Genomic DNA, 17,571 nt, shown 5'->3' with positions numbered 1-17,571 from the left:
GAAGCTGGGATCGGTTTGATAAAGCTGCGGGAACCGCTCCGCAGCATTCGAGAAAGAGTAAATGGTGAGAGTGTGTCAATGAGTTACCGGTTAAACCACAAAAACTGCCGCAATGCTTTACGTCTTGCCGCCTTCTTCTTTACCTTCCTGTTTGCCATAAAGAGTGATGCCAGACCCGATATGACCCCGCTTGGCCCCAATATCGCGGATAAAGGATCCCTGTTTTATCACTTCTCCGTTAACGAATTCGACTCTGCGGATGGCAAAAGGCATTACAAAGTCTGGACCGGCGTGCCCAATAAAACGCCGCCGCCGTCCGGCTTTCCGATCCTTTACCTGCTGGATGGGAATGCGGTGATGGACAGATTATCTGAGCCATTACTGAAGAAACTGTCAGAAAATAATCCACCGGTTATCGCCGCGGTAGGTTATCAGACGGTTGAGCCTTTTGAGCTTAACGCCCGATCGTTTGACTACACGCCACCGGTGACAGCAAGGGGTAAGCCTTGCCAACAGCAGCGCAGCAGAGAGTGCGGCGGCAGTATCATTTTCCAACATCTGCTGGAAGCGACAATCGCACCCGTTGCGGAACGAGGCTTGAACATTGATACACATAAACGTGGGGTTTGGGGACATTCTCTCGGCGGCCTGTATGTGCTTAACGCCTATTTGTCCTCGTCGTTATTTACTGTTTTTTATTCGACCAGTCCGACGTTAAACAGTGAATATGTTGATTTACTTAAAATGCTCGGGGCCGTCAACCGTCAGCAATACGACCACAAGCAGCTCTGGTTTATTGAAGGAAGTCCCGCCTCCAGCAAAAACCCGCAGGCACCCGCTGCGGATGTGCAGGATAAAATCCGCGCTACGCTGTCACTGCTTCACAAGGCTGGACTGCCTGCCGGGTATTGGTCCCATCCTGAACTCACGCATGGCCAGACGTTCAACGCTGGGTTCCAGCAGGCATTGCTGAATATGGCAGAAAATCCCGCCAGCAATGCACCACCGGTTCCCCGGTAAAGCGCGCCTCCGGTTTAGGCTTTTCAGCAGCCACCTCACCAGATAGCCTTTTTCTGATGAGGTGGCAGCAATATTACCGCTTCAGGATAATACCTCTTCAATTCCTTCTTCGATGGTCTGTGCCGCCGCCGTTCGGGATCCCTGGGCCTTGCCCGTACTTTCATGCCACAGACGTGCGTAAAGGCCATCCACTGCCAGCAGTTCAGCGTGCGAGCCATATTCGACGACGCGGCCTGCGGCCATGACGGCGATCCGATCGCATCGACAGGCGGTGGTGAGCCGATGCGCCACCACCAGCGCCGTACGTCCATGCTGACGAGCACCGTCGGCCAGCGAGGTCATTAGCGCCTCTTCAGAAGCGCGGTCCAAACGTGCCGTCGCCTCGTCAAGCAGCAGAACATGCGCATTGGCAAGGTGCGCGCGAGCCAAAGCGATAAGCTGACGCTGCCCTGCCGACAATCCTGCGCCACCGTGACTCACCGGCGTTCTGAATCCCTGCGGCAGCGCTCGCACCGTCGCTAACAGCCCGGCCTGGCGAGCCGCATTTTCCACTTCCCGATCGGTACTCTCCGGCCGCGCATAGCGAATATTCTCCGCGATATCGCCGCTAAACAATGCCACATCCTGCTCGACCAGACCCACCTGGGAACGGTAGTCTGCCAGCGGCATCTCATTAACCGAGCGTCCGCCAACGCGAATTTGGCCTGCTGAAGGAACGTAAAGACCGGCAATCAGTTTAACCATTGTCGACTTGCCCGCGCCGCTGGCTCCGACCACCGCCACGACCGAGCCTGCCGGGATGGAGAGGTTAAGCTTATCCAGCGCTTTCTCGTTGCTGCCCGGGTAATGGAACGTGACCTGATCCAGCGTCAGATCGCCGTGCAGAGGAACAACTGACGACGGAGCCGATGGCTGTACCTGCTCTGCGCCTTCGGTTGCCAGCAATTCATCGATATGCCTGCCGCTGGCCGAGGCCTGCTGGTAAGAATCGACAATGCCGGAGAGCTGCTGAACGGGCCCATAGAACTGCCCAAGCAGCAGGAAGAAGGCTGCCAGCACGCCCGCGGTGAGCTGCCCCTCGGCCACGCGGGATGCGCCAACCAGCAGCACCGCAGCGTAAGACGCTTCCGTACAGAACGTCAGGAAAGGGAAGTAGACCGCCAGGTACTTCTGCGCACGCACGCGGGTGGCGCGGAAGCGATCCGACAGCTTACGAAGTTTGGCGGCTTCCGCATCCTGCTGACCATGCGACTGCACCGTGCGCAGCCCGGAGACTTTCTCCTGCAGGGTACTGTTCACTTTACCAATCTCTAAGCGGGCCTGCGCATAGGCGGGCGAGCTCAAACGACGGTAAATCAGCGTGGCGATAATGACCACCGGAACCGCACCCAGCGCCACCAGCGCCAGCACCGGATCGAGCCAGAACATCGCGACGGCAATCGCGCCCATGGTAATCAGGCTGGTTGCCGTGCCGGCGAGGCCGTTTTGCAGGAACCGCGCCAGCGCATCGACGTCAACCGTCATGCGGGTTAGTCGGGTATCAGCCTGCTGCTCATGGTAAGGCAGCGCCAGGCGTAACAGATGCCCAAAGCTTCGTAAGCGCACCGTATGCTGCACGGTTTCTGCGGCACGCGATGAGATGATGGTCTGCAATGAGTAGCAGCACCAGCCGATCGCGACCAGCAACAGCGCACAGGCAGCGCAAATACCGATCAGCGTCAGGTTGCCCCCGGCTACGCCCAGGTCGATGCCCCGTTGCAGCAGCACCAGTACGCCAACGCTGGCAGCGGAGTCAATCGCAATCAGCAGAGCAGCAGCAATAAACATCCACATCACCGGCCTGACCAGCGAGGCGACCCGCTTTCCTTTGCCTTCCTGCGCCATTTTTACTGCCCGCTCCGGGACGCGGGTCATGCGTTCACGGAAACCTTCCCGCGCGTTAGCCGTCCCCTCCGCATTTTCATCCGCCGTAGCGGCTTCAGATACCTCTGATTCCGGCCAGAGTACGGCGGTTGAACGGGCAGATCCTTCGAGGAATTCCCCTGAGCCGGACATCAGCGAGCGGAATGCTGGCGATCGTGCCTCAAGTTCAGCCTGAGTGCCGATATCAGCGACGCGCCCTTCTTCCAGCACCACAATCTTGCTGGCGAGCTGCAAAGTCGAACGACGACGGGCGATCACCATCAGCATATGCTCATCGTCGGCATAGCCACTAAGCGCCGCGTTGATCTCTGCCTCGGTGCCGGCGTCCACCGCCGAGGTGGTGTCGTCAAGGATCAATAAACCCGGCGCCGTAAGCAACGCGCGGGCAAGCGCAAGGCGCTGTCGCTGTCCGCCGGAAAGATTGGTCGCACGTTCGGCAAGCGGCGTTTTAAATCCTTTCGGCAGCGCTGAGATAAACCCGGTCGCGCCAGCCGCATCGGCGGCACGCCGGATGTCCTCTTCGGTCGCTTGCGGATGACCATAGGCAATATTTTCAGCGACCGTACCGGCAAACAGGAAGGTATCTTCAAACACCACGCCAACCGCCCGACGCAGCGCATCCAGCCGCAGTTCGGCGATGTTCTGCCTGCCCTGATCCGTTTTAAGCCACAGCTTACCGCGGGTGGTATCGTAGAAACGCGCGAGCAGCATCAGCAGGGTTGATTTACCCGAACCCGATGCGCCGACTATCGCCACCGTCTCTCCCGCGCTGATGGAAAAGGACACTTCGTTTAAGACGTCAGCGCCGTTGCCGTAGTTAAATCCGACGCTTTCCAGTTCAAGACCTGTCACCTTACCCGCCACCTGCTCAACGCCATCCTGCATTTGCGGCCTGGTGTCGATCAGGGTGAAAACGCGCTCAACAGAAGCCTGGGTACGCTGCGCAATCACCAGGAACGAGGCGAAGACACGGGTTGGGCCGGTCAGCATGGCGAGGAAACCGGCAAAGGCCACGAAGGTTCCGAGGTCAATCCGTCCGGCCATCACTGACCATCCACCAAAGCCCAGCAGCACGATCTGGCCGAGCACCGGCAGCGCCAGCATCGTCGCGCCCGGCATGGCCTGAGCGATTGCCGAACCAATACGCACGCGCACCATCTTTCGTGACTGGCGATCCAGCCACTTCATTTCGCCTAACTCGGCCACGCAGGATTTAACGATGGCGATCTGCGTCAGTACTTCACGCATGTGCTCTGTCAGGTTAGCGAGCCGGTCGGAAGCCTGACCTGTCTGCGCAAAAACCCGACGGCGTGCGCTAAGTGCGGTAAACGCCAGGCCCGCAAGCACAACGACCACGATCAGCGTCATGGGTGGCGACATCCATAACATCACCGCAAGGCCGGCAATGTAATAGGTCAGAACGGCCAGCGGCACCGGGCTCATCTGCAACAGCACGTGCATCTGTTGAAGATCGCTGTTGGTGCGTGAAATTACCTGTCCTGTGCGCAGCGCGTCCTGACCGGCGCCATCCAGCTGTTGAATGCTGTCGAAGGCGCGGCCCCGCAAAGTGTGCTGAACCCATAGCGACAGTTCTCCGGCATAGCCGCGGCGCACGTAGTTGCCGATGAAATCGAACAGCGCAATAAACAGCAGCCCGCAGGCGAGCCAGGGCAATCTTGTCGTATCACCGGCTAACGCATCGTTTACCGCCTGTCGGGTCAGTAGTGGCGTTAGCGCGGCGAGGAGAATGGTCGACACCGAGGCAAAGATGACAATCAGGCTTAACTTCTTACGTTCCCAGCACACGCCAGCAAGACGTACAATCCAGCCAGCTGGCTTTGGAGAATGAGCAGTGGGCATCGCGCCTCCTTCATCTGCTAGAGAAAAATTCCTGAGTGCAACCGTTATGCCGTACTCAGGTAAATCGGGTTAATGACTTCAGTGCAGGCTGCCTTTGCTCTTCCTCAGCCGCAGGCAGCCCGTCACTGGCGTAGCGTTGACGGTCAGCGCGTGTTTAGCCTGGCTATCAGAGTGTCAGCCACGTCAGAGGGACTGGCCTGCGCCGCCATTTCTGCTGCAACGTCGGCTGATGCCGTGCGCAGCGAGTGATTATTCAGGAAGGCATTGACCAGGTCGCTGGACAATCCTTCCTTGCCGGGAATGATCCCGCAGCCGCGATCCACCACCGCCTTCGCATTCACCGGACGGTCTGCCCCTTCGCCGAAGACAATTTGCGGGATACCGGCGTGCAAAGCGGTCAGCGTATTTCCCGCGCCGCCGTGATGGATAAAGCCATCGGCACCGTTCAGGAATGCGCCCATAGGGATCCAGTCCACCAGCCGCACATTGGGGGGTAGTGTCCGCAGGTCAGAACGCGCGTTGGCGGACAGATGTAAAATGATCTCAGCATCCACCTCATCTGCTGAATCCATCACCCATGAAATCAGATCCAGCCCGTCGGCCATCGGCTTAACGGTGCCAAGACTGACCAGCAAGCGCTTGCGGTCTGGCGTCGGTTCCCACCAGTCCTCCCACACGCCGCCGCCGTTATAGGGAACATATTGCATTGGAATTACCGGCTCGCCGTCATTTTGCAAAATGCTCATACTCGGCGGCGTAACGTCAATCCACGCCAAATCGCGCGGGGGAGCGGCAACGCCATGGCGGGCATAGGCGTCGGCCAGCGAGCGGGTTACGCCTTTGATATGCCACGGCGTGTGGGCAAAGCCCACGGAGTGCATAACCACAGGAATATTATATTTAGCCGCAATTAAAGGGCCGACCACGCCGAGAGGAGGGTAGACAATTAAATCCGGCTTCCACTCACCTGCCATTTCCATCAGGCTGTCCGCCATCTCTTCACTGAAGAACGAGAAGTTGCCCATTTTGGTGCCGGCATTGCTCTGTTTGCGCAGCGCTTCCCGCCGCCGGTAATCGGCCTCGGAATCAAATCCAGGCGCGGCATCAAACGCGACCAGACCGGCTTCAGCCGCTTTCTGCGCAAATTTACCCGCGCTGGCAATAACCACTTCATGCCCGTTAACGCGAAAAGCCTGGGCTAGCGAGAACACGGGGTATAAAAGCCCATATAAAGGTGGCCCGACAAAAAGAATACGCATGAGAAAATTCATCTCCTGCCTGACCTGATGAAATTCGATAGCTTACGCAAGCCCCCGCTTGCTGAGGCAGCCATAAATCTCGGGTCAGGCTAATCAGCTAACCGGCACTGAGTCCCCGCAAAATAAACAGGGGGCGCATTATTTAAGACTCAGTAACCGTACCTGACGCAAACTAATCGTTGTTGTTGCGAAGCCGCTGTTGAATACAGACTCCCCTCTCCCAAAATAAATAATAACGTTCAAGCCGCCAGCATTTCGGAATAACGCCACAAAACAGATTGCCATTATTCCCTAATCGCAAAATAGAGGCGACCGGGAGCGCCACATTCTTAGCAGAATGCGCAGGATAAACTATATGGAACAGAGCATCGTTTCTGTCTGTAATACAGAAGCCAACAAGAGAAATAGTTTCGTCCGACAATAGCTCAGCAGAGTGATGTTCCAGCGCCCGCTGATGAAACGATGCCGTTGAAAATCACTGAGTTTGCTATTTACCTGGAGCCTTCCTCGGAGGACTCTGTTTATAACGCTAACACAAATTTAGAAGTAATGTAAATTTTTATAAATAATTCTCATTTGCAACTCATAGCAATAGCCATTCGTTTCCTGTGACTACTAAATTTAAAAAACCATTCATTTCCTGCTACTATTAAATCCATATAACCTTTTATTTCGTCATTCATCTAATTTCAATAACTCATTAATCCAGCGTTAATGGGTGCACTTAAAACCTTATATTTCGTAATTCTACTCAATTTTTATAACCCTTTATTTCCTGCATCTACTAAATTTAACAAAGCAGATAATTCACTGATAAATTTATATTGAGACTTTCGTCTGTTTTTTTTAACGTGACACCGAATTACGACCACTCTAAAATAACAACACGGTTAATTTACGTTGGCCGTGTTTATCACCTTATCTCTTTCAGGGAATACCAAAATGAGGAACAGCTCACTCTCCACGCCCCGTGATAACGGTGTTACAGAACGGATATTCGCACAGCTGACTGCACGCGCCTTGCCGGATCTCTCCCGGTTTTGGCACGACGTTGAATCTGTTGGGTTGCCTTTGGTGACCAGGGTTGAAGAGCATGACGACCAGCGCGATGTGACTTTTTTGTGGCGCGCGGATAAGCCGCTACAGGGTGTCTATCTCTTCCTGAATCGTGTTACTGATAAAGACCATGCCGCGCTGGGATACATGACTCACGTAGCAGACAACATCTGGACGCTGACGCTGCGCTTGCCGGCCAGCTACTGCGGCTCATACACCCTTACTGAAATTCCGCCGGGCACGTCATCCGGGCAGCTGGCGCACTTTGGTACTCGCCGCCCGCCGTTTACCGGTCAGGCCGATCCGCTGAATAACATGCCGGGTATTAACGTGGGAGGAGGAACGGAATCCGTGCTGGCCCTGGATCAGGCTCCTGAGCAAAGCGAATGGGGCATGACCGCTGCCTGCCAGGGTAAACTTATCACCTCGTACCCTGTTGTCGCCGGTAAACCGCGCCGCGTTCGTCTCTACCTTCCCGACCTGCCCAAATCAACGCCGTTGGGATTACTGGTATTGCCCGATGCCGAAAAATGGTTCGACCATGTCGGCGTGACAAGTGCTATCGACGTGGCGATAAACACCGGCCGTATTGGCCCGATGGCGATACTCGGCATCGATAATCTTGATCAGGCCGATCGTGCGGCCATCCTGGGCGGCGAGAGCCAGCTGGTGATTGATATCGCCCGGCGGCTGGTGCCTCAGGCTCGCGCAGAGCACCCCGACAGAACCTGGGCCGGCCGTTCGCAAACCGTACTGTGTGGACAAAGTCTGGGCGGCGTAACCGCACTCATGGCCGCCCTCTGTGCACCGGACATCTTCGGCTGCGTGCTCAGCCACTCTCCTTCCATGTGGTGGTCGCCGGATAAAGAGAAACGTCCGTTTATGTTCACGGCAAGCGCGGCTTCCTGGGTGAGCGAGCAGGTGCTTTCGACACCGCCAAAGGCAGTGCGGATCGCGTTGTGCGTGGGGACGCTGGAAGGGACAACCGTTCCGCATGTGCAGCAGCTGCATCAACGCTTACTGGCAGCGGGCGTGGATAGCGATCTGAAACTCTATACGGGCGGCCATGATATGGCATGGTGGCGTGGCGCGCTTATCGATGGACTCGCCACGCTGTAAAAAGCGGCTGACGGTGCGCCTGTTCTCCTCCGGAGGCAGACGCACTGACGATATATGTACCGGTTTAGCACCAGTTGTACATAACTTATCCCCTGTTTTTGTGGATAAGATCGCCGCCGTCGTATAGCTTACTGCTCATTATATCGCCGTGGTTCGTGCGAAGTCCCGGACGCGGAATCCCAGGATGGCCAGTACGGCAAAATAAACGCCGCCACCGGCCGCACATACCGCAGCCAGTCGCAGCAGGCGTTCCAGCATATTGCCCTGCGCCCAGTCAGGCATCAGCCACAGCGCGCCAACCAGCGCCGCCGCCATCGCCACGACGGCAAAAATCAAACGCAGCAGGAAACTGAACCAGCCAGGCTGAGGCTGGAAAATTTTCTGTTTACGCAGCTGCCAGTAAAGCAGCGAAGCGTTAAGGCAGGCCGCCAGACCAATGGAAAGCGAAAGTCCCGCGTGCTTCAGCGGACCGATAAACGCCAGATTCATCAGCTGCGTCATCAGCAGGGTAATAATGGCGATTTTCACCGGCGTTTTGATGTCCTGACGTGAATAGAAGCCCGGCGCCAGGATTTTCACCACGATCAGCCCCATCAGCCCGACGGAATAAGCCACCAGCGCGCGCTGCGTCATTGAGGCATCGAACGCGGTAAATTTCCCGTACTGGAACAGCGCCACCGTGAGCGGCTTTGCCAAAATTCCCAGCGCGACGGCGCTCGGTAGCGCCAGCACGAAGCAAAGGCGCAGACCCCAGTCCATCAGGCGGTTATATTCTTCGTGATTGCCACTGGCAAAGCTTTTCGCCAGCGACGGCAGCAGAATGGTTCCCAGCGCCACACCCAGCACGCCGGACGGAAACTCCATCAGGCGATCCGCATAGTACATCCAGGAGACCGAGCCGGAGACGAGGAAAGAGGCGAAAATGGTATTGATGATCAATGAAATCTGGCTGACCGACACGCCAAGAATCGCCGGGCCCATCTGACGCATTACCCGCCACACGCCAGCATCTTTCAGGTTCAGACGAGGCAGAACCAGCATCCCGATTTTTTTCAAGTGCGGCAGCTGATAGCCCAGCTGCAATACGCCACCGGCCACCACGGCCCAGGCCAGCGCCATGACCGGCGGATGGAAATGGGGTGCGGCAAACAGCGCAAAGCCAATCATGCTGATATTAAGCAGCGTAGGTGCAAACGCCGGAACGGAAAAACGGTTCCAGGTATTGAGGATCGCGCCCACCAGTGAAGCCAGCGAGATCAGCAGAATATAAGGAAAGGTCACGCGCAGCAGCGCTGAGGTAAGCGCAAATTTATCCGCCGTATCCGCAAAGCCTGGCGCAGTGACCAAAATCACCCAGGGCGCGGCAAACATGCCAAGAACGGTGATGATCGCCAGCGCCAGCGTCAGCAGGCCCGATACGTAAGCGATAAAAACGCGCGTGGCTTCTTCGCCCTGCTTGCTTTTGTACTCGGCGAGGATCGGCACAAAGGCCTGGGAAAAGGCGCCTTCGGCAAAAATACGACGTAACAGGTTAGGCAACTTGAAGGCGACAAAGAAGGCATCGGTGGCCATCCCTGCGCCAAAAACTCTCGCCACAATGGCGTCGCGTGCAAAGCCCAGCACGCGAGAAAACAGGGTCATAGAGCTGACCGCTGCCAGTGATTTCAACAGGTTCATGGTCTTCCTGAGTATGCTATGAGGTGGCGCGGGCCACGGTTATCGCCTGATAGCCGTCAGTGGCGGTGCAGGAACCGGCATAGTCTACTGATATGAAATGAAATAACCACACCCGATTGTTACAGCATTATTCCCGATCGCTGTCGCGCCAGAGCTTTTCCACAATGCGCTGCGCCAGCAGTGCCGCTTCGCCTGACGTTTGCGGCATAGTCTGATTTTTTACGCAGTCGATGAAATGGTGAGCCGCACCGACAAAGCCTCGCTGCTCCAGCGTACTTTGCCAGCCGGGGACGGCATCAATAATGACCTTGCCCGCCGTTTCCTGACGCAAATCCCGCATATCATCCACCTGCCAGACGCTGCCATCGGCAATCGCCGTCACCGTTTCACGCTGCGTTCCGGCACGACGGTGCATGCTGGTGGTGATTTGCAGACTGGCCTCGCTGAAGTGGTGTTCGGCATACAGCATTTCACCCACCTCATTGGTGAGCAACGTACCGCTTTGTAGCCGTCCTTTGCCGCCGCTGAGCCACAGTGCGGTATCCACGACATGCAGATAATCATCAAGCAGGGTGAAAAACAGATCGTGCGGCCCCACGCTGTCACAGCGATGCTTATCCATACGCAGCGAGGCAAGGCTCCCGGCTACCGCCTTAAGTTGCAAATAGCGTGGCGCAAAGCGGCGATTAAACGCCACCATCAGCCTGCGTCCCCGGCGGTGGGCCAGTTCGGTCAGCTGTTCCGCCTCGGCCAGCGTTGCCGCCAGCGGTTTATCGACGCAGACATCTTTTCCCGCCAGCAGAATCTGCCTGACAATGCTGAAATGACTGGCAGTTGAGGTATGAACGAACAGCGCATCGCTGGCGTCAATCAGCTGATCCAGCGAGGAAAACAGCGGAATGCGGTAGCTGTCGCAAACCGTCCGGGCTTTTTGTTGATTAGGGGAAAAAGCCCCGGCAATCTGCCAGCCCGCCGTTTGTGTAAGCACCGGCAGCCAGGCTTTTTGGGCGATGCTGCCCAGACCGACAATGCCTATCCGTAATGCCGTCATCGTCAGACTCCTTCCAGCAACCGTGCCAGCTGCTGCTGCATTTCTGCCACCTGCTGCTCCAGCGCCGCAACCCTTTCACTCAGTTCACTGCTCTCCTCGCCGCTCACCTCAGCAGGAAACGCGGCTTCATCCACATCACCGCTGAACAGATGCATATAACGGCTTTCACGCTTGCCCGGCTCGCGCGCCAGCCTGACCACAAAAGGGCCATCCTCGCGCGAAGCTAATCCTTCCAGCGTTTTTTCGACCTCGGTCATATCGGCAAATTCATGTAACCGACCGCTGCGGGTACGAAGCTCGCCCGGCGTTTGCGCGCCGCGCAGCAGCAAGGTAGCAATCAGGGAAAACTCAGCGGGCGACAGCTTCAACTGACCAAATTCACTGTTGCAGAAACGGTGCTCATATTTCACCACGCGATTACCGAACCCGCTTTGCGTAGTCACCAGATGTTTTTTCGCCAGCCTGTCCAGCGCGTCCTGTACGGCGCTGTCGCTTAACGATAAAACCGGCTCGCGGTTGGATTTCTGGTTGCTGGCGGTGACAACGCCATTGAGTGACATAGGATATTGATCGGGCGTTGTGACCTGCTTTTCCAGCAGGCAGCCAATGATGCGTGCCTCAACGGGCGAAAGAAGAATTTTCATTACAGGGATCCACGTCGTTCGGGTGTCCACTCTTTGGCGGTGAGCGCGGTCAGCACATGATCCTGCCAGCGGCCGTCAATGAGCAGATAATCGCGGGCGTAGCCCTCTTTTTCAAAACCGAGCCGCGCCAGTAAGTTGCCGCTGCGCTGATTATGCGGCATGTAGTTTGCCATAATACGGTGAATACGCTGTTGACGCTGCATATAGCGGATCGCCGATTGCAGCGCCTCAAACATCATTCCCTGCCCCTGCCACTTTTCGCCGAGCGAATACCCCAGATAGCAGGCATGAAACGAGCCGCGCACGACATTGCTGAAATTCGCCACGCCACGCACTTCGTTCTCATCAGGATCCATCACCGCAAAATAGTAAGCATTGCCCTGCCTGTGCATATCAGCGATCAGGCCGAGCCTCGCCTGCCAGCCTGACGGATAGCAGTGGCTTTCATCGCGGATCGGTTCCCACGGCTTTAAAAAAGCGCGGTTTTCTGCGTAATAATCAGCCAGACGCCAGGCATCACGCTCGTGAACCAGTCGTATCACTAACCTGTCGGTGGTCAGGCGTACTTTTGGGGCTGCGGAACGATAGCCAAACATCTTTTCTCCTGAATCTGGCCTGAGTCAAAAATTTTGCGGCTCCGGTTAAAGGTCGATTTACCGCCGATCCTTCACAGAGCCTGCGTCATTTCACTATAACCGCCCGCGCACAACTGGGGAAAATAATGCGGATAATATTTCAGAAATCGTCAATCTCTTCCATACTTCCTTAATACATTCAGAAGATTGATGGCAACTGCCATCAGCTTTATCGCTGTAAGGAGGCGTTCTTGAAACTATTTATTTACGATCACTGCCCATTCTGTGTGAAAGCCCGAATGATTTTTGGTCTGAAGAATCTGCCTGTTGAACTGGTCGTGATGCTGAACGATGACGAAGCGACACCTACCAAGCTGATCGGCCAGAAAATGGCCCCGATCCTGATGAAAGAAGATGGCAGCTGCATGCCGGAGAGTCTGGACATTGTGCAGTATGTTGACAAAAGCGATGGCGAACCGCTGCTGACCGGCAAAACCAATCCGGCCATCACCGACTGGCTGCGTCATATCAACGGCTATTTGAATAAGCTGCTGCTACCGAGGATTGCCGCTGCGCCTTTTGCCGAATTCGCCACGCCGGAAGCTCGCAGTTACTTCCGCAACAAAAAGGAAGCCAATGCGGGCAGCTTTGAAGAGCTGAAACAACACTCTGAAGGCTTTATCAAAAATGTTAACGACGATCTGCGCAAGCTCGATAAGCTGATCGTGAAGTCCAATGCGGTGAACGGCGAGCTGTCGCTCGATGATATTCATCTGTTTCCGGTGCTGCGCTCCCTGACGCTGGTGGCCGGGGTGGAATATCCAGGCCGCGTTGCTGACTATCGCGATAATATGGCGAAACAGACGCAGATTAACCTGCTCTCTTCCGTCGCGGCCTGATCGTTCCTGCCCGATGACGAGCCCGGTTTCTGCCGGGCTCGCTTTATTTCGACACATAATTCCCCTTCTCTTTACCGCTCTTCTGGTGACATCAACCCCGATGTCGGGCAAGCTTGGCATCACAAAAAGGGTTTGTTGAATCATCACGTAGAGGACATTATGAAAAGGTTTTTTTTGGGGCTGAGCGCCCTGCTGCTGGCCGTTTTGCTGGCCGGCTGTAATCAGCTGACGCAGTACACCATTAGCGAACAGGAAGTAAACCAGGCGCTGCAAAAACACAATAATTATGAAAAGCAGATTGGCGTGGCCGGACTGGCCGACGCACATATTGTGCTGACCGATCTAAAAAGTCAGATTGGCCGCGAAGAGCCTAATAAGGTGACGTTATCCGGCCATGCGAAGGTAAATATCACCTCGCTGTTTGGCCCTCAGCAGGCCGATATGCAGCTGACCATGAAGGCGCAGCCGGTATTTGATAAAGATAAGGGCGCGGTCTTTTTGAAGGATATGCAGCTGACCGACGTGCAGGTCCAGCCAGAAAAGATGCAGGGCGTGCTAAATACCCTGACGCCTTACCTGAATCAGTCGCTGAAAGATTACTTTAATCAGCGGCCGGCCTACGTGCTCAGTACCGACCGCAGCAAAGCGGAATCGCTGGCGAAACGCTTTGCCAAAGGGCTGGAAGTTAAACCGGGCGAGCTGGTGATCCCGTTCACCGAATAACGCCATACAAATCCAACGCTCCCCGCCATTTACCGCCGGGGAGCGTTATTTTTTAAAAATGCGTGAAAGCAGGTGCAAAGCGCTTTCTTTATCCTTATGCTTGGTACCCGGCCAAATCGACCTGATTTCATTTCTGCCGGAGCCTGTTTATGACCGCCTTACCCCAGCAATTGCTTATCCGCCGTCCTGACGACTGGCATATTCATCTGCGTGACGATGAAATGCTGCAAACCGTGCTGCCGTTTACCAGCGAGGTTTCAGGTCGCGCGATAGTCATGCCTAATCTGGTACCGCCCGTAACCAGCGTTGCCGCTGCCCTCGCCTACCGCGAACGCATTCTGGCCGCCACCCCAGCTGGCCATCAGTTTCAACCGCTGATGACCTGCTACCTGACCGACTCACTGGATGCGGATGAAGTGGAAAAAGGCTTCAGCGCTGGCGTCTTTACCGCCGCGAAGCTTTATCCTGCGCATGCCACGACCAACTCCAGCCATGGCGTCACAAATATCGCCGCCATTGCTACGGTGCTGGAGCGGATGCAGAAAATCGGGATGCCGCTGCTGATCCACGGCGAAGTCACCGACGCGCATATTGATATTTTTGACCGTGAAGCACGCTTTATCGAAACGGTAATGGAACCACTGCGCAAACAGTATCCCGAGCTGAAAGTGGTGTTTGAGCATATCACCACCAAAGAAGCGGCCGCTTACGTGCAGGAAGGCAATCGTTTCCTTGGCGCAACCATCACCCCGCAGCACCTGATGTTTAACCGCAACCATATGCTGGTTGGCGGCGTTCGTCCGCACCTTTACTGCCTGCCGATCCTGAAGAGAAACGTGCATCAGGACGCGTTGCGCAAGGTAATTGCCTCTGGCCATGATCGTTTCTTCCTCGGCACGGATACGGCGCCGCATTTACGTCACCGTAAAGAGGCAAGCTGCGGCTGTGCTGGCGTCTTTAACGCGCCGTCTTCTCTGCCGGCGTATGCAACCGTCTTTGAAGAAATGGATGCGCTACAGCACTTTGAAGCGTTCTGTTCAGAAAACGGCCCGCGTTTCTACGGTCTGCCGCTGAATGAAGGCAGGATAAAACTGGTACGCCAGCCGTGGACCGTTCCGGAGAGCATCGCGCTGGGTAATGACACGCTGGTGCCGTTCCTGGCGGGTGAAACGCTGAACTGGCGTGTTGAACTTTAAGCCGCTGTACTTTAAATATTGCTGATTAAATAATTTGCCTTCGTCAGCCTTACTGTATATATTCACAGTAATTCTTTCGGAGGCTTTTATGCGTATTGAAGTCACTGTAGCAAAAACCACATCCCTTCCTGCTGGCGCAATTGATGCGTTATCGGCAGAGCTCAGCAAGCGTATCGATAAACATTTTCCTGAAACGTCCAACAGCGTTTCTGTCCGCTATGCTGGTGCCAACAACCTGACGGTGATGGGCGGCGGTAAAGAAGCCAAAGATCAAATCACCGATATTCTCCAGGAAACCTGGGAAAGCGCCGACGACTGGTTTATCACCGACTAATTTCTGCTCAATGCCCGCCCGACTGAACGCGTTGATATTGTGACGTTCAGCGGTCTGGTGGCGCTGAGCTTTCACTTTCCGTTTTTTGCCGGGCTTCGCCGCCCGGTTTTTTTTATCTTTGCTTCTGACCGCACTCGCCGGAATCGCCCGCAGGTTGTAGACTGATCTGATTCGTTTAGCGACCCAGGTGAGGAGTAACTATGCAGGCTGAAAACCCCGAAGAAGCGATGACTTTCGGTGAACTACTGACGCTGATAGCCGGGCAACAACGCCGTCTTAGCGTGCTGGAAAACGCCTTTTCTTCCCTCTCTTTATGTCTGGATGCCCATACGTCGCAATTGCTAATCCAGCAACTCCGTCAACAAGCGCTTAATCAGGAATATGATGACTATATTCAACAGCACTACACCGAGCTGGCTGACGCGCTTGAAAAAAATATCACCTGACTATTTATTAATCGACCTTATGTTATTTTTGACAGAAGCTTGACGGGCATGAAGATATTTTTTTTTGCCGTTAAGCTTGCTGCCGCTTAAATAGAGGGTTTTGGCCCTGAACAAAATTTCATTCTGTACGAATTGCAGGTTATGTTATAATTATCCTGCTCTACGAATAAAAAGGCCGCATTGAACCTCGATAAATCACTTCGTTGTCATCGTTAACACGAGTAATAAGGGGGTTATAATGGACAGGAACAAAGAGGTTATCCAGACACATCCCCTCATTGGGTGGGATATCAGTACCGTAGACAGCTACGATGCCATGATGATCCGTCTACATTCGCTTTCGTCAAACGAACAGCAAACAGAAGAAGCTGAGGTTGGCCAGACCTATTGGTTGACTACCGACGTCGCCAGGCAATTCATTTCCATTCTTGAAGCTGGCATAGCGAAAATCGAAGCGACTGACTATCAGGACCGCGACTACAAAAAGCATTAATTCTGAACGCGTTAGCCTGAAGGCACCCCATGGGGTGCCTTTTTCATTTCTGCCGCATTTTGCTATCCTGCGACAGGCAATTTCACAGAGGAGCAAGGCGCTGATGGTATATGACTTAATAATAGTGGGTAGCGGTTCGGTCGGCGCAGCCGCTGGCTGGTATGCAACCCAGGCCGGCCTGCGTGTACTGATGATTGACCGGGCGCATCCACCGCATCGGGAAGGCAGCCATCATGGTGAATCACGGCTAATCCGCCATGCTTACGGTGAAGGATCACGCTATGTGCCACTGGTGCTCAGAGCACAGCAGCTGTGGGACGAGCTGGAAAAACAGTGTGGCGAGCGCATTATGCAGCGCAGCGGCGTTATCAATCTTGCGCCTGTTTCCTCAGAATTTATACATAATGTTCGCCAGAGCGCAGAGCAATTCAACCTGCCGGTTGAGATACTGAACGGTGAGGACATCAATCGGCGCTGGCCGCAACTGGCTGTTCCTGAAGGCTATACGGGGGTTTTCGAACCCAACTCTGGCTATCTGAAATCGGAAGAAGCCGTTCGCCAGCTGATTCGGCTTGCCTGCGAAGCGGGTTGCGCGCAGCTCTTTAATTGTGCGGTGAACGCGCTTGAGGAGCGCGATGGCCTGCAACTGGTGCATACCGACGATGGCATCTACCGTGGCCATAAGCTGTTGTTGAGCGCGGGAACCTGGGTGAAAACGCTGCTGCCCACGCTGCCCGTTACGCCCGTGCGCAAAGTGTTCGCCTGGCATCAGGCCGATGGACGCTACAGCGAAAACAATCAGTTTCCGGCTTTTACCGTGGAAACGCCCGACGGCTCGCACTACTACGGTTTCCCGGCAGAAAATAACGCGATAAAAATAGGCAAACACGACGGCGGACAGCCCATTACCGCGCCCGAACAGCGTAAGCCATTTGGTAATGTTGCCGAAGACGGCAGCGAACTGTTTGGCTTTATACGGCAGTTTTTACCCGGCGTGGGCGTTTGTCTGCGCGGCGAAGCCTGTACTTATGATAATACGACGGATGAAGACTTTATCATTGATACGCTTCCCGGCTCGCCACAGCGACTTATTATTACCGGCTTAAGCGGTCACGGTTTTAAATTCGCTACGGTGCTGGGCGAAATAGCCGCGCTATTTGCGCAGAATAAAACAGCGCAATTTGACTTATCGCCCTTCTCTTTATCCCGCTTTAAATAAAAAAAGACGGCCTGAACGGGCCGTCTTTTTTACTTACAGCACTATTTTAAATGGTGCTGTTAATTTCCAGTTAATTT

15 protein-coding genes are annotated in these 17,571 nt (G+C 54.9%); 9 read left to right on the top strand and 6 right to left on the bottom strand.

Features of this window, described 5'->3' with window-relative positions:
* Positions 1-78 precede the first annotated feature (78 nt).
* A complete protein-coding gene (locus tag EHV07_RS08330) occupies positions 79-1,020 on the top strand; it encodes an alpha/beta hydrolase (protein ID WP_147196873.1) in 942 nt (313 codons plus the stop codon).
* Positions 1,021-1,101: 81 nt separating this feature from the next.
* Here EHV07_RS08330 and iroC read toward each other — a convergent pair whose 3' ends face one another.
* Together iroC and EHV07_RS08320 are read right to left on the bottom strand one after the other, a co-directional pair.
* Complete coding sequence (gene iroC / locus EHV07_RS08325; RefSeq protein ID WP_147196871.1) at positions 1,102-4,803, bottom strand: salmochelin/enterobactin export ABC transporter IroC; 3,702 nt, start codon at positions 4,801-4,803, stop codon at positions 1,102-1,104.
* A 143-nt stretch (positions 4,804-4,946) separates the two neighbouring features.
* Positions 4,947-6,062 carry a glycosyltransferase gene (locus EHV07_RS08320; RefSeq protein WP_147196869.1) on the bottom strand — a complete coding sequence of 372 codons (1,116 nt, stop codon included), beginning with the start codon at positions 6,060-6,062 and terminating at the stop codon, positions 4,947-4,949.
* Between the two features lie 942 nt (positions 6,063-7,004).
* Between EHV07_RS08320 and EHV07_RS08315 the strand changes: the two genes are divergently transcribed.
* On the top strand, positions 7,005-8,237 hold the full coding sequence (locus EHV07_RS08315; protein ID WP_147196867.1) for an alpha/beta hydrolase-fold protein: 1,233 nt from the start codon (positions 7,005-7,007) through the stop codon (positions 8,235-8,237).
* A 138-nt stretch (positions 8,238-8,375) separates the two neighbouring features.
* On the opposite strand, the gene murJ is transcribed toward EHV07_RS08315, so the two are convergent.
* The 4 genes from murJ to rimJ all read right to left on the bottom strand — a co-directional run bounded on the left by murJ (position 8,376) and on the right by rimJ (position 12,205).
* Entirely contained in the window at positions 8,376-9,914 is a 1,539-nt protein-coding gene (gene murJ / locus EHV07_RS08310) for a murein biosynthesis integral membrane protein MurJ (protein WP_147196865.1), read from the bottom strand.
* A gap of 127 nt (positions 9,915-10,041) precedes the next feature.
* On the bottom strand, positions 10,042-10,965 hold the full coding sequence (locus EHV07_RS08305) for a Gfo/Idh/MocA family protein (RefSeq protein WP_147196862.1): 924 nt from the start codon (positions 10,963-10,965) through the stop codon (positions 10,042-10,044).
* Between the two features lie 2 nt (positions 10,966-10,967).
* Complete coding sequence (locus tag EHV07_RS08300; RefSeq protein ID WP_147196860.1) at positions 10,968-11,609, bottom strand: DUF480 domain-containing protein; 642 nt, start codon at positions 11,607-11,609, stop codon at positions 10,968-10,970.
* Complete coding sequence (rimJ, locus tag EHV07_RS08295) at positions 11,609-12,205, bottom strand: ribosomal protein S5-alanine N-acetyltransferase (protein ID WP_147196858.1); 597 nt, start codon at positions 12,203-12,205, stop codon at positions 11,609-11,611. The genes EHV07_RS08300 and rimJ overlap by 1 nt, the downstream gene beginning before the upstream one ends.
* Before the next feature lie 230 nt (positions 12,206-12,435).
* Here rimJ and grxB point away from each other — a divergent pair, with 230 nt between their 5' ends.
* From grxB to solA, 7 genes are all read left to right on the top strand, one after another.
* Positions 12,436-13,083: a glutaredoxin 2 gene (gene grxB / locus EHV07_RS08290; RefSeq protein ID WP_147196856.1), complete on the top strand. Its 648-nt coding sequence runs from the start codon at positions 12,436-12,438 to the stop codon at positions 13,081-13,083.
* A gap of 159 nt (positions 13,084-13,242) precedes the next feature.
* Positions 13,243-13,806, top strand: coding sequence for a lipoprotein (locus EHV07_RS08285; protein ID WP_147196854.1), 564 nt, complete (start codon positions 13,243-13,245; stop codon positions 13,804-13,806).
* Positions 13,807-13,955: 149 nt separating this feature from the next.
* Positions 13,956-15,002, top strand: coding sequence for a dihydroorotase (gene pyrC / locus EHV07_RS08280; RefSeq protein WP_147196852.1), 1,047 nt, complete (start codon positions 13,956-13,958; stop codon positions 15,000-15,002).
* A gap of 88 nt (positions 15,003-15,090) precedes the next feature.
* Entirely contained in the window at positions 15,091-15,336 is a 246-nt protein-coding gene (gene dinI / locus EHV07_RS08275; RefSeq protein WP_147196850.1) for a DNA damage-inducible protein I, read from the top strand.
* A gap of 200 nt (positions 15,337-15,536) precedes the next feature.
* Positions 15,537-15,782 (top strand): hypothetical protein, encoded by a 246-nt coding sequence (locus EHV07_RS08270; RefSeq protein ID WP_147196848.1) that lies wholly within the window; start codon positions 15,537-15,539, stop codon positions 15,780-15,782.
* A gap of 238 nt (positions 15,783-16,020) precedes the next feature.
* Complete coding sequence (gene bssS / locus EHV07_RS08265) at positions 16,021-16,275, top strand: biofilm formation regulator BssS (protein WP_147196846.1); 255 nt, start codon at positions 16,021-16,023, stop codon at positions 16,273-16,275.
* A 103-nt stretch (positions 16,276-16,378) separates the two neighbouring features.
* Entirely contained in the window at positions 16,379-17,494 is a 1,116-nt protein-coding gene (solA, locus tag EHV07_RS08260) for an N-methyl-L-tryptophan oxidase (RefSeq protein WP_147196844.1), read from the top strand.
* The last annotated feature ends 77 nt before the right edge of the window (positions 17,495-17,571 follow it).

Origin of the sequence: Pantoea sp. CCBC3-3-1 (genome assembly GCF_007981265.1) — a bacterium.
In the GTDB taxonomy this organism is placed as follows: Bacteria; Pseudomonadota; Gammaproteobacteria; order Enterobacterales; family Enterobacteriaceae; genus Erwinia.
This window is presented reverse-complemented; position numbering and strand designations above follow the sequence as displayed.